The organism is Weissella confusa, from assembly GCA_041871065.1.
Lineage (GTDB): Bacteria > Bacillota > Bacilli > Lactobacillales > Lactobacillaceae > Weissella > Weissella confusa_A.
Genome location: CP168942.1, coordinates 2,220,418 through 2,232,288, shown reverse-complemented (window position 1 = coordinate 2,232,288; position 11,871 = coordinate 2,220,418). Strand labels below are relative to the sequence as shown.

Genomic DNA, 11,871 nt, shown 5'->3' with positions numbered 1-11,871 from the left:
GACGACTTTTTCCTTTCGCTCTTGAATAAAAGTAAGTAACGGTTATAATAAATACTCGTGTGAGATTTATATTTGTGAGAGGTTTGAATAATGCAAGAGATGAAGTATGTGATGTCAGCAAAGGCGTCAGCTATTGCCGCTATTGCAACGATTGTTGTGTTCGCAGCATTGATGTTGCTATTTAGCGCTGAGGGCAACGCCTCAACGTGGGAAGTTGAGTTAGATGTTGTTCTAGCCGTTGTTGCTTTGTTGGCCGTAGGCGTCGTTACAGTCGCTTTTGGTTTTAAGAAGTAATCATATATCAATATCGTTGGGTGGTTGGTGAGAGAGCCACCTGATGAGCAAGAAATCATTCAATTGAATCATTCCTTACAGACAAAAACGCCCCTAACTTTTCAGTTAGGGGCGTTTTGTTATGCATAATTAGAAGTTTGTCTTGTCAGCGTCGTTGTGCCTACCAGCAACACCTTCAAGCTTGTCCAACGTTGCCATATCTTCAGCAGACAACTCGAAGTCAAAGAGTTGACCGTTTTCAACGATACGCTCCTTGTGCGTTGACTTTGGCAATGGCAAGAAGCCGTGTTGCAATGACCAGCGCAATGCAACTTGAGCAACTGACTTGTTGTACTTGTCGGCAACTTCTTGAATTACAGCAACCGTCAACATCTTACCCGTTCCCAATGGTGAGTAAGCTTCAGTCAAAACGTTGTGCTCGTTGTTGAAGGCAACGATTTCGGCTTCCATGTCAGAAGGGTTAACGAACAATTGGTTAACCATAGGCGTAACCTTAGCCGTCTTCAACAATTCTTCGAAGTGGTGTACTTGGAAGTTTGAGATACCGATTGCACGGACCTTACCAGCCTCGTAGGCTTCTTCCATCGCACGCCAAGTCTCAGCGTTAGCTTCGGCCCAGTTTTCGCGGTTAGCCTTTGGGTTTGGCCAGTGGATCAAGTACAAGTCCAAGTACTCCAAGTCCAAGCGCTTCAACGTGTCTTCCAAGGCTTGCTTAGCTGACTCGTATCCGTGCATGTCGTTCCACAACTTTGATGTTACGAAGATATCTTCGCGGGCAATGCCTGAATCCTTCAAAGCACGTCCGATTGATTCTTCGTTACCGTAAGCAGCGGCCGTATCGATGTGACGGTAGCCGGCAGCCAAAGCATCCAACGTGCTTTGGTAGGCCACATCACCATCAGGCGTTTGCCAAGTTCCGAATCCCACAACGGGGATCTTAACACCGTTTGAAAGCGTGTAAGTATCAGTCAATGATGAAATAGTCATTAAATTTCACACTCCTATTAAATTGATTAGGTGCATCGACGTGTAACGTTACTAAATAAAAATAAGTTACACAACTACCCCTTAATGATAACAAAAATATTGAGAAGTTTAAAAAATTAGGCACTTTTTTAAGGTTCGGCTATAATAAAGCAGACTAGGAATGTCGGAGGTTTGACCTCCGACGTGACCAAGTCGCCCTTATCAGGTGCGTTGTTGGTCTTACGCCTGACTAAAGTCAGGGGTTTTAGACCAACAGCTGCTGTGATAAACAACAGAACGGAGGTGAACGTCATGGCGAAAGTGACGACAGAGTCCATTTTTGATGCCGCACGAGCAGTTCTCGACGAAAAGGGTTTTGAAAAGTCGCGATTAGCTGACGTTGCCCGAAAGTTGGATATTACGCCGGCGGCTTTATACAAGCATTTTGCGAATAAAGAGGCGCTTTTTGAAGCGATGAATACGGCTTGGCTAGAGCAAGTTGATGGTCCGGTTTGGGAAGCGAATGTTCGCGCACCTGAAGAAGAGCGTGTCACAGCCTTGCACGATTGGTTGTGGTTGTTGGCATCACGTCGACGCGAAGGATTTAGTCGCGAGCCTGAAATGATGGCTTTTTACGAAGAACAATTGGCTAACCGAGATGTGTTGCTTGATCCACGTTTGCAGGATTTTGCGCTGGCCGTGGAAAACATCATGGCCTGGGATACATTCCGTAATCAGCGTGGCATGACCATCATGCAGACATTTACATATTTCTACCACCCATTTTTTGCAGACAAGTGGGATGATAATTTGTTTAAAACGTTGTTCGAAACAACGTGGCAAGAAATGTTGCCAGTTGTGGAGCAAGGAATTGTGTTAAATGAAGAAGAAAATTGATTAAAAAGCGTTGGTGCCAGGTGCATCGGCGCTTTTTGGTTTACAATGTCATTAGGTTTAATGTGGGGGGATAATCATGACAACGTTAGAATTGAAACATGTTAATTATCTGGTAGATGGTCGGACGATTTTGAAAGACTTGAATTTGAAGCTTTCGTCTGGCGATTGGGTGACGGTAGTGGGGCCGTCAGGAACAGGTAAAAGTACACTATTGAAGATTATTGCTGGGCTGCAAGATGCCACTGATGGTGAGGTCGTTCTGGATGATGCCAGTACGACAACCATGCCAATCGGAACAGTGCGCCAACAAATCTCATATGCGACGCAATCGGCCCAACTATTTGGTGAGACGGTGCGTGATAATTTAGATTTTCCGTTTTTGGTGCGCCAAGAAACGGTGAATGAAGCCGCCCAACGTGATGGTTTGGTGAAGATGGGCTTGCCTGAGTCTTATCTTGATAAGGCGGTTTCAGAATTGTCAGGTGGTGAACGCCAACGTATTGGTGTGCTACGCAATTTGCTATTTCCGCCAAAGGTTTTGTTATTAGATGAAATTTCAACCGGTTTGGACAGTGAAACGAAGCAAGCAATTTGGCAAGCTATTCACGCTTTACATGATCGTGAGAATAACATTGTCTTGTCAGTCACACACGATGAGCAAGAAATCGCTGAAGCGCAAACTGTGTTGACGTTGCACGAGGGTGAGGGGGTGTTGACGCATGAATAGTCAAATTAATGTTAGCAATTGGTCACTCGCCCTTGCGTTTGTGTTGGTCGTTATCTCATTGGGGATTAGTTATCGTCAGAAATTAGGACTCGAAAAGGATACGATTATTTCGGTTGCCCGCGCGATTATCCAACTGATTATTGTTGGGTACCTATTGAAGTTTATCTTCAACTTGGATAACTGGTTGGTCACGATTGTGATGCAACTATTCATTGTTTATAACGCTGCCCGCAATGGAAAGAAGCGTAGCCAAGGAATTCCTGGTGCGTTCTATATCTCTTGGTGGGGCTTGCTCCTATCAACGACAGTGACGATGAGTATTTTGGTTTTGACGGGTGTTCTGAAGTTTGAACCTTATCAAATGATTCCAGTCACAGGTATGGTTGCTGGAAACTCAATGACGGCGGTCGGACTGGTTTATCGTAGTTTGAATCAACAATTCCGTGATCAACAAGGTCAAGTCTTTGAGCGTTTGGCCTTGGGTGGTTCGCCTAAGCTAGCTGCTAATAGCATTGTGCATGAGGCTATCCGTACTGGTATGCAACCGACAATTGATACGGTGCGTACGTATGGTTTGGTGTCATTGCCAGGTATGATGTCCGGTTTGATTATGGCGGGTGTTGATCCAATTCACGCCATTAAGTATCAAATCATGGTTGTGTTCATGTTGCTTTCAGCGACCGGTATTTCATCGGTTTTTGCTAGTTTCATGGCTTACCGCAAGTTCTTTAATGAACGTTGGCAACTACAATTGCCAGTTAAGAAGTAAGAAAAAGCCTTCGAGAAATTTTTCTCGAAGGCTTTTTGTTTCACGTGAAACACGTGATTAATCTTCAAATTTGAATGCGTTTAGGAAGTGCTTGATACGGTCAGTTGGTTCACTGAAGAACTCAGCTGGTGTACCATCAAACACAATTTCACCATCTTCCAAGAACAACATGCGATCGGCTGCTTCACGTGCGAATTCCATGTTGTGTGTCACGATAATCATTGATTGGTCATCCTTTGCCAAACCATTCAAGACACGCAAAACTTGTGCTTCCAGTTCAGGGTCCAAGGCAGAGGTTGGCTCATCAAGCAAAAGATAATCAGGTGACATCGCCAAAGCACGGGCGATAGCAACACGTTGCGTTTGACCACCAGATAGTTGATAAGGGTAACGATCAGCCGTGTTATCCAAATTAACAGCTTGTAGCAACTCGTGGGCCTTCGCAATTGCTTCAGCCTTATTTTGCTTCAAAACGTGCACAGGCGCCTCGATAATGTTGCCTAAGATTGTTAGGTGATCAAACATACGTGGTTGTTGGAAAACCATGCCAGTCTTACGACGAACCCAAAGCAACGTCTCAGTTGTGATTGGTTGGCTCAAATCGATTGTACGATCGTCCAACGTGTACAAACCTGAATCAGGGTGCTCTAGCAAGTTAAGTGAGCGAAGCAACGTTGACTTACCTGAACCAGAAGGCCCGACAATAACCGTCGTTTCATGTGGATTGAACGTCACGTTGATATCTTTTAGCGCGTGGTGTTCAGCGTATTGCTTATCAATGTGTTCTAACTTCAACATAATTAATTACCCTTGTACCTTTACGAAACGATCAGCCCATCGTTGGATGTAGCGTTGTGGAATAGACAAAATTGAGACGAATAGTGCGTAAATTGCAGCGACTAGCAAGTACATTTGCAATGGTTCGAAGTTAGCAGCGGCCAATTGTTGTGAGAGGTAGAACATCTCGACAATCGTGACAACAGATGCCAATGACGTATCCTTAACCAAAGAAATGAATGAGTTTGCCAACGTTGGAATTGAAATACGAGCAGCTTGTGGCAGGATGATGCGCAAGAAAATTTGTGAATCAGTCATACCAAGCGCTGCACCAGCTTCGCGTTGTGTATCAGGAATTGATGAGATAGCGGCGCGAATCGCTTCTGAGGCGTATGCGGCCGTGTTCAATGACAATACCCAGATGGCAGCGGCCCATCCAGAAGGAGATAGCCAGCTAATACCCAGCTTAGGCAATCCATAGAAGACCACGAACAATTGGACCAACATTGGTGTTGAACGGAACAACCAAACGTAGAACCAAAGGACGAACTTCAAAATGCGCCAACCAATTGACTTGATACCGGTTGCGTGTGGTACGTATGAACGGAGCATCGCAACGATTGCCGCAATGATAACGGCGATGACAAATGAGATAAGTGCTAGAGGCACAGTGTACTTGATACCCGCCATAATCAATTGTGGGGCATACTTGGCAATAAATTCAAACATGAAGATTCCCTTTCTGAGGATGAGCGCAAAAAAGAGCGCGCCGACAGTTTCTGTGTGACACAGGAAAGGCCTAGCGCGCTCTTCTTAACGGTTCATCGGAATGATAAGTTCACCAAAACGACCTACCGCGAGTAACGCGCTAGGCTGATGCAAGCAACAGTAATTTGTGTGTTGATCGTCATCATGGTTAACTTTCCTTCCGTCTTTTTTAATTAGTCTTTGTTGTGTTTCATTTTAGAGACATCACTGACTAAATGCAAGCGTTTTAGGATAAGAAATTCTCGGCGCTGAATTAAATAAACATTAAAAAGGTATTTGACAACCATGGCAAAGTGGGTTTATGCTATGCAACATACTTTTTGAAAGGGCGTAAGATAATTATGCAAAAGCACAGCTTTAACGGGATTAAGCTAGTCGCAGCGGTATTTGCCGCAGGAACATTGTTGAGCGCCGGGGTGTGTAACCGCTAATGCGGATTCTACTAAGAACCTCGGCCTCCTTCACAAGGATCAACTGACTGTTGGTTTGGAAGGTACGTATGCACCATATTCATACCGTACTGATTCAGGTAAGTTAACGGGAATTGATGTGGATATGGCCAAGGAAATTGGTAAGAAGATGGGTGTTAAGGTCGCCTTCGTACCAACAAAGTGGGATTCACTGGTTGCAGGTCTACAAGACCACAAATACGACATCATTTTGAATGATATGGGTGTGACGCCAGCACGTATGAAGGTGTTCCGTTATGGTTCGGAATACATTTATACTGGGGGAGTTGTCGTTACGAAGAAGGATTCAGGTATTAAGCAAGTTACTGATATCAAGGGCAAGAAGACCGCTCAATCAGCAATTGGTAACTATGTGAAGTACGCCGAGAAGCTAGGATCTACAAATGTTGCTGTACCAGGATTTGCTGAAGCGATTGCCACGGTTGAAAACGGGCATGCAGACGCAACTTTGAATGATGCAGCAGCCTGGGGAGTTTACAAGAAGGCGCACCCTGATACGGATTTGATTGCCATCCCTTCACCATCAAAGTACATGCCTGCAACTGGGGCTGCACCTATGATGAACAAGAAGTCTGTTGCCCTTGATAAGGCAGTTACGAAGGCTGAGCACGAGCTTCGTAAGGAAGGCATGATGAAGAAGATTTCAGAAAAGTATTTGGATGCTGATTACAGTAATCCAATTAAGTAAGATTTAGCATTTGCAATTTAGGGATCGTTTTGGTTATTATTTGAAAGTAACCGAAACGATTCCTTTTTCGTTTGCGCAAATAAAAAGACGCGCATATACTCACTCAACAGAATAAAAGTTGAGGAAGTTAACGATATGATTGTTTCATCAGTTAATTATCGTAAGCGCTACTGGGCAATGCGAATCAATATTGCATTTACTGTGATGTTTGTGACGTATAGTTTGGGATCAACACTAATGATAAATACAGCTATGTAGGCGAGGGTATAAGAATGAACAAGATTATGAAGACGTCTGTTGCATTGGTTGCAGCAGGTATGATTGGCGGTGTTGTCGCATCAGCAACGACTGTTTCAGCAGCATCATACAAGAGTGAATTGAAGACTAAGGGTAAGTTGACCGTTGGTTTGGAAGGAACATACGCACCATTCTCATACCGTAGCGATTCAGGTAAGTTGACTGGATTTGAAGTTGAGTTGGTTAAGGCTGTTGCTAAGAAGATGAAGTTGAAGCCAGTGTTTGTTCAAACAAAGTTCGACTCATTGGTAGCCGGTTTGGATGCTAAGAAGTATGATGTTGTGTTTAACAACATGTCAATCACGCCAGAACGTAAGAAGGCTTACGCATTTGCGCAAGAATACTTGTTCACTGAGTCAGTAATGATCACGAAGAAGGGTTCAAAGATTAAGGATTACAGCGATTTGAAGGGTAAGAAGGCGGCACAAACGTCATCATCTGACTTCGGTCAAGCTGCTACTAAGGCTGGGGCGACGATTGTGTCAGCACCTGGTTTTGCGGAAGCTTTGGACTTGGTTGATTCAGGTAAGGCTGACGTGACGTTGAACTCACAAGATTCATGGGGCGTTTACAAGAAGGCCCACCCAAAGACGGATTTGCAAGCTAAGGTAACGAAGGCTTTGGGTGAGACGACTGCTGCACCTATGCTTGATAAGAAGGATAAGAAGTTGGCCACTGCAATTACAAAGGCAGAGAAGTCTTTGCAAAAGGATGGCACAATGAAGAAGTTGTCAGAGAAGTACTTCGGTTCTGATTTGACCACTGAGAAGAAGTAAAACGCTATAATAGTCCCATGGATAACCGTTATCCATGGGACTTTTTTGATAGGGGAAAGGCTATGGTAGAAGCAAAAAGCATCGTTGTGACAGGGCGTGTTCAAGGGGTTGGTTTTCGCTATTTTACGAAAATTTTGGCCGATCGTTTGGGTGTTACAGGTGTGGTTTGGAATGCCTCAGATGGCTCTGTTCGAATCGAAGCGCAGGGTGATGAGGTGGCGATGAAGGACTTCGTGAATGGGGTGAGTGTGTCGCCGTCACCGTATGGTCGGGTCGATTCGGTTACGTCTGAGGTGATTGATGTATCGCCAGAACGACGTATTTTTAAGGCGATTTAGCGACGTATACCAATCTGTTTTTTGGTATTAAATCGACCGTTGTGTTTAGTTAAAATTTAGTGCTTCAGCTTGACGTTGATCCGCCACTTTTGTGGTTCGGATTGACGTCTTTTTTGTCGCTTTTTGGCGTGTGTTTGAGGTGATGTTTTGGTGGCTTGAGGGGTGGGTTTTAGGTTGTGTTGGGCTTGTTTTTTGATGGGGATGGTTTGTGCTTTTGTGCGACTGATTGTTTTGAATGGTGGTGATTTTTGACATTGGTTACCGTCGGAATCTGATATCGTCGTGGGCACCAATATGCAACCAAATGCATAAACTGCATACACGTTTTTGCATATAAATGCATACGGAGTAACCGTGTAAAAAGGCCGCTTTGGTCGTGTAAAAACGTGAAAATCCTTTACATTTTTAACTGAACGCCCCGTTCAACAGATGTAACGTGTAACACGTGTAAACCCTGCCCGAAACGCCTTCGTTTGGCGAAATTGTATAATACAACATAAATACTAAGGTGTGATTTCCCCTACCCCACCCCTGTGGATAACTCGGTATTTCTTGCTTACAGCGGGTACTTCGGGTAAGCTGAATTGTCGGAAAAACTTTTTGGAGGTTTTTGAGAATGACTTTGAAAATATGGTTGAAATTCGTTGAAATTCAATCTTTGGTAGCGAGTGTATTGCCGCTGGTATTGGGTAACTTATACGCGGCGATTACTTATCAACATATGAATGCGGTGCTGGCGATTGTGTTTGTGATCGTTGCATTTGCCTTGCAGATGGCAGTGAATGTTTGGAACAATTTGCAGGACTTTAAGTCAGCCACAAGTGAGGAATGGAAGAACGGTGTGAACAACATTGTTGGCTCAGGTGGCATCACACCACGACAAGGATGGACAACGCTGATTGGGTTGGTGTTGATTGTGGCAGTTGGTGGCCTTTGGTTGGTGTCACAAACGGGTATACCATTGTTGGTGATGGGGCTGATTGGTTTCGCCGTTGCATACTGGTATGCAGGTACGCCGTTGCCACTGTCACGTACTCCTTTTGGTGAATTAGCCTCTGGTTTGACGATGGGATATTTGATTTTCCTAAGTGCGACCTACGTGAATGTTGCGCCAACATTTACGACTGAATTGGTGTTACACGCAATCGTTGCATCAGCTATTTCTTGGTTCGCAATCGGCGATATTATGTTGGCAAATAACATCGGTGATTACGAAGAAGACCTGGCTGAGAATCGTCACACGTTGGTTTGGTACCTTGGTAAGGAACGAGCCGTTAAGGTGTTTGGTTGGATTTATTTGGCTGGTTACATTGTTTTGATTTTGGCGGTCGTTTTGCGTATTTTGCCATGGCCGGCATTGATTACGTTGGTCTCATTCCCAATCGTTATAAAGAACACGAAAGCCTTCCAAGCGAACCCGATTAAGCCAAACTTTCCGCAAGCAATTAAGAATGCGGTGGTCATCTCATTGACTTTGGCAATCGGTTTGGTTGTTGCGCTATTCATTTAATATTTTGAACAATGCAAAAAAGCTGCCCGCTCAAATTTAAGAGCGGGCAGCTTTTTTGTGTTAATCCAATTCAACACCAGGGTTATCAATTAGCAACAAAGCGATCATGACGAAGATGATGTTTGAGTGGTTTGAGTAAGCAATGTAGTAAGGTTGCCAATCGCTGGCGAACTTACGCTTGTAGTGACGCAAACCTTCGAACGAGTAAATCGCAGAACCAAATTGGAAAATAAGGTTGGCGATACGTTCGCGGATGAAACTGTGTTGGTACAAGCCAACGTTAGCTAGTGGCGACATGCCAAGGTTGAACGTCTGATAACCGGCATCGCGGGCATATTCGAAAGTCTTAACGAACAGCACGTCCATCGTACCGTTTGGTGATTCCTTCGTGAAACGCATGAGATCGACGGTCATTTGATTTTCCGTGTGAGACGTAACCAAGGTTGCAAAGGCGACGATATGGCCGTCAGGGGCCTTTAAAACGCCAATGCCGTCACGCTGGAGGTAATGTTCATCGAAGAACCCCAATGAATAACCTTTTTCTTCACGGCCGTTCAACCATTCGTTTGAAATGGCGCGCAACTCAGTCATTAGCGCAGGGCTGAATGGTGGTTGCAGCACTTCGTATTCAAAGCCAGCCGCGGCCGCTTGGTTGATTTCACTACGGATATTCGCAAATTTCTTACCAGCGGTCTTGAAATTCACGGTATCAACGCGGGCTTCTTCACCGAGTTTCATGAAGTTATAACCGAACTCGTGGGCAATCATGGCGATTTGCTCTGAGACCTCATAGAAAATTGGCATATAACCCAGACGGTCAGCTTCGGTGATAAAGGCGCTCATAGCAGCCTTGAAGTCATCAGCGTTACCAAATGGATCACTCATGACGGCAGCCTTGTTGTTGATGAGACGGAATTGAATGGCGACGGAATCTTCAGCACCTTCCTTTGGTTGGTAGTAGAAGAGACGCTTGTCGCCCAAGAAAATGAGGTTCGTGTAGTGGTTATCGCCGATTGCGAGGACCTTTTCGACACGTTCTTCATCGAGTGCCTCACCTAATAATTCACGCTTGCCTTGCAAGTAAGCGATAAATCCTAGCGCTCCAAGGCTCACAGCGACAATTGTTAGGAAGCCAATTACCCACCAATGGAATGATGGTAACAACAACAGCCCTGTAGAGCGGAAGTGGAAGTGCGCTGACACAACTGGCAAGTTGGCCAGTCCGATCAACAGATAAGCGATAAACAAAATGCTGTAAATGGCGCCGTCGATTAAACGAGATTCCCAGCTGTACACCAGTTGCTCACGTGTCAAACGTGGCTTGATGAATAATGTAGCAAGGAATAAAGCGCCAACCAAAATAACTGGTGTGATATGACTACGTGAAATGATGACATAGACAAACGTGATTGCTAGCAAAATGAGTGTTGGCACGTAGGCGCGCTTTACTTTGCTGGCGATACCACGTCCAGCCATGATCAACATGAATCCCAAGAAAATGTTAGGGACTTGCGTTAGGAAATTGCTCGTCCAAGGACTGAAGCGTTGCAAGAATGTAATTGATTCTAGCGTGCCAGGCAGTGCGCCAACCAAAATCATGGCGATACCCATTAAGTAGAGTAAGAAAGCATCAACTTTTTGAATAATTGAGCCGGCGATTATTCTTGGGACACCGCGGAATGAGGTGTTCACATTAACCAAAGCGCCACTGATGCCTGCAATCACGGCGATGATGCCGGGGATTGCCGTGTAGGCCAAGCGGTAGAACATAATCCATAGGAATGCGACAGCTGAATCGATACCGAGATGTTGCAAACCGAAGAATATGAAGATATCGAATGTACCATAGCCACCAGGCACCAACGTAATGAGGCCGATGATGCGAGCGGCAATAAATAGTGGCACGAGCTCAAGTAATGTTGTTGGAAGGTGCATCACGGCACCGAATGCTAGGAATGCAACCGTGCTGCCGAGCCATTCGAATAATGAAGCGCCGACCGTCTGAGCGAATCGACGTTTTGTGACCGGAAACGCGAGGGTTTTCCAATTGCGAATTGTGACAGCAACCCCGATGAATGGTAGCAACATACCAATCAACAAAATAAAGGCGTAGTCAGCAACGGGCGCGTTTGGCCAGAAGATAAGTGTCGCAACAAAGCTTAACAAGCTGGCGATACCTAGACCGAATGTGCCTTGCCACCAGTGTTGGCGGATTGTGGCTGATTCTTGGACGGAACGGCTGTTAAACAGGCGCCCGCGCAACCAGCTCATCACGATGTCGGCAATTCCGAACGCATTGTTTAAGTTGGTGACGGTCCAACTTTCGACCCAAAATTTACGACCCTGCGGCGCGTTGTTGACGTCGTTATCCTGAAAAATTTTGCGTAGCACCCAGTCTGACAAGACGCCTGTGCTTGCGCCAACTAAACCGATCAAAAAGATACTGATGGTTAGGCTGAGAGGTAATTCTGCCAAAATGGCGACGATACTTTCTGGCGGAATGTGTTTGATTAATGCTCCTAACTCGAACAATGCGACGAACGCGACCCCGATAATGAAGATTCGCCTGAAATTTAGAAAACTAGATTTCATAA

At 45.1% G+C, this 11,871-nt stretch carries 13 protein-coding genes; 9 read left to right on the top strand and 4 right to left on the bottom strand.

Annotated features, from left to right (window positions below; translation table 11 throughout):
• Positions 1-90: 90 nt before the first annotated feature.
• Complete coding sequence (locus ACAW68_10910; protein XGA15944.1) at positions 91-294, top strand: hypothetical protein; 204 nt, start codon at positions 91-93, stop codon at positions 292-294.
• Positions 295-423: 129 nt separating this feature from the next.
• Here the strand turns inward: ACAW68_10910 and ACAW68_10905 are convergent, their stop codons facing one another.
• Positions 424-1,281 (bottom strand): aldo/keto reductase, encoded by an 858-nt coding sequence (locus ACAW68_10905; GenBank protein XGA15943.1) that lies wholly within the window; start codon positions 1,279-1,281, stop codon positions 424-426.
• Positions 1,282-1,572: 291 nt separating this feature from the next.
• On the opposite strand from ACAW68_10905, the gene ACAW68_10900 reads away from it, so the two are divergent.
• From ACAW68_10900 to fetB, 3 genes are all read left to right on the top strand, one after another.
• Complete coding sequence (locus ACAW68_10900; GenBank protein XGA15942.1) at positions 1,573-2,157, top strand: TetR/AcrR family transcriptional regulator; 585 nt, start codon at positions 1,573-1,575, stop codon at positions 2,155-2,157.
• A gap of 76 nt (positions 2,158-2,233) precedes the next feature.
• On the top strand, positions 2,234-2,884 hold the full coding sequence (locus ACAW68_10895; GenBank protein ID XGA15941.1) for an ATP-binding cassette domain-containing protein: 651 nt from the start codon (positions 2,234-2,236) through the stop codon (positions 2,882-2,884).
• Positions 2,877-3,653 (top strand): iron export ABC transporter permease subunit FetB, encoded by a 777-nt coding sequence (gene fetB / locus ACAW68_10890; protein ID XGA15940.1) that lies wholly within the window; start codon positions 2,877-2,879, stop codon positions 3,651-3,653. Before ACAW68_10895 ends, fetB begins: the two co-directional genes overlap by 8 nt.
• Positions 3,654-3,710: 57 nt before the next feature.
• On the opposite strand, the gene ACAW68_10885 is transcribed toward fetB, so the two are convergent.
• Together ACAW68_10885 and ACAW68_10880 are read right to left on the bottom strand one after the other, a co-directional pair.
• Positions 3,711-4,451, bottom strand: coding sequence for an amino acid ABC transporter ATP-binding protein (locus ACAW68_10885; GenBank protein ID XGA15939.1), 741 nt, complete (start codon positions 4,449-4,451; stop codon positions 3,711-3,713).
• A 6-nt stretch (positions 4,452-4,457) separates the two neighbouring features.
• A complete protein-coding gene (locus tag ACAW68_10880; protein ID XGA15938.1) occupies positions 4,458-5,159 on the bottom strand; it encodes an amino acid ABC transporter permease in 702 nt (233 codons plus the stop codon).
• Positions 5,160-5,684: 525 nt separating this feature from the next.
• On the opposite strand from ACAW68_10880, the gene ACAW68_10875 reads away from it, so the two are divergent.
• From ACAW68_10875 to ACAW68_10855, 5 genes are all read left to right on the top strand, one after another.
• The gene (locus tag ACAW68_10875; protein ID XGA15937.1) at positions 5,685-6,356 is read left to right on the top strand and encodes a transporter substrate-binding domain-containing protein; all 672 of its coding nucleotides are present in this window, start codon (positions 5,685-5,687) and stop codon (positions 6,354-6,356) included.
• 135 nt (positions 6,357-6,491) lie between these two features.
• Positions 6,492-6,614: a hypothetical protein gene (locus tag ACAW68_10870; protein XGA15936.1), complete on the top strand. Its 123-nt coding sequence runs from the start codon at positions 6,492-6,494 to the stop codon at positions 6,612-6,614.
• Between the two features lie 14 nt (positions 6,615-6,628).
• The gene (locus ACAW68_10865) at positions 6,629-7,429 is read left to right on the top strand and encodes a transporter substrate-binding domain-containing protein (GenBank protein XGA15935.1); all 801 of its coding nucleotides are present in this window, start codon (positions 6,629-6,631) and stop codon (positions 7,427-7,429) included.
• A 62-nt stretch (positions 7,430-7,491) separates the two neighbouring features.
• Positions 7,492-7,767, top strand: coding sequence for an acylphosphatase (locus ACAW68_10860; GenBank protein ID XGA15934.1), 276 nt, complete (start codon positions 7,492-7,494; stop codon positions 7,765-7,767).
• A gap of 616 nt (positions 7,768-8,383) precedes the next feature.
• Positions 8,384-9,277: a prenyltransferase gene (locus ACAW68_10855; protein XGA15933.1), complete on the top strand. Its 894-nt coding sequence runs from the start codon at positions 8,384-8,386 to the stop codon at positions 9,275-9,277.
• Positions 9,278-9,337: 60 nt separating this feature from the next.
• On the opposite strand, the gene mprF is transcribed toward ACAW68_10855, so the two are convergent.
• Complete coding sequence (gene mprF / locus ACAW68_10850; GenBank protein XGA15932.1) at positions 9,338-11,869, bottom strand: bifunctional lysylphosphatidylglycerol flippase/synthetase MprF; 2,532 nt, start codon at positions 11,867-11,869, stop codon at positions 9,338-9,340.
• Positions 11,870-11,871: the final 2 nt, after the last annotated feature.

Bases quoted from the DNA above. Each gene is read 5' to 3' on its own strand.
- ACAW68_10910 (XGA15944.1), top strand. From the start codon at position 91: ATGCAAGAGATGAAGTATGTGATGTCAGCAAAGGCGTCAGCTATTGCC.
- ACAW68_10905 (XGA15943.1), bottom strand. From the start codon at position 1,281: ATGACTATTTCATCATTGACTGATACTTACACGCTTTCAAACGGTGTT.
- ACAW68_10900 (XGA15942.1), top strand. From the start codon at position 1,573: ATGGCGAAAGTGACGACAGAGTCCATTTTTGATGCCGCACGAGCAGTT.
- ACAW68_10895 (XGA15941.1), top strand. From the start codon at position 2,234: ATGACAACGTTAGAATTGAAACATGTTAATTATCTGGTAGATGGTCGG.
- fetB (XGA15940.1), top strand. From the start codon at position 2,877: ATGAATAGTCAAATTAATGTTAGCAATTGGTCACTCGCCCTTGCGTTT.
- ACAW68_10885 (XGA15939.1), bottom strand. From the start codon at position 4,451: ATGTTGAAGTTAGAACACATTGATAAGCAATACGCTGAACACCACGCG.
- ACAW68_10880 (XGA15938.1), bottom strand. From the start codon at position 5,159: ATGTTTGAATTTATTGCCAAGTATGCCCCACAATTGATTATGGCGGGT.
- ACAW68_10870 (XGA15936.1), top strand. From the start codon at position 6,492: ATGATTGTTTCATCAGTTAATTATCGTAAGCGCTACTGGGCAATGCGA.
- ACAW68_10865 (XGA15935.1), top strand. From the start codon at position 6,629: ATGAACAAGATTATGAAGACGTCTGTTGCATTGGTTGCAGCAGGTATG.
- ACAW68_10860 (XGA15934.1), top strand. From the start codon at position 7,492: ATGGTAGAAGCAAAAAGCATCGTTGTGACAGGGCGTGTTCAAGGGGTT.
- ACAW68_10855 (XGA15933.1), top strand. From the start codon at position 8,384: ATGACTTTGAAAATATGGTTGAAATTCGTTGAAATTCAATCTTTGGTA.
- mprF (XGA15932.1), bottom strand. From the start codon at position 11,869: ATGAAATCTAGTTTTCTAAATTTCAGGCGAATCTTCATTATCGGGGTC.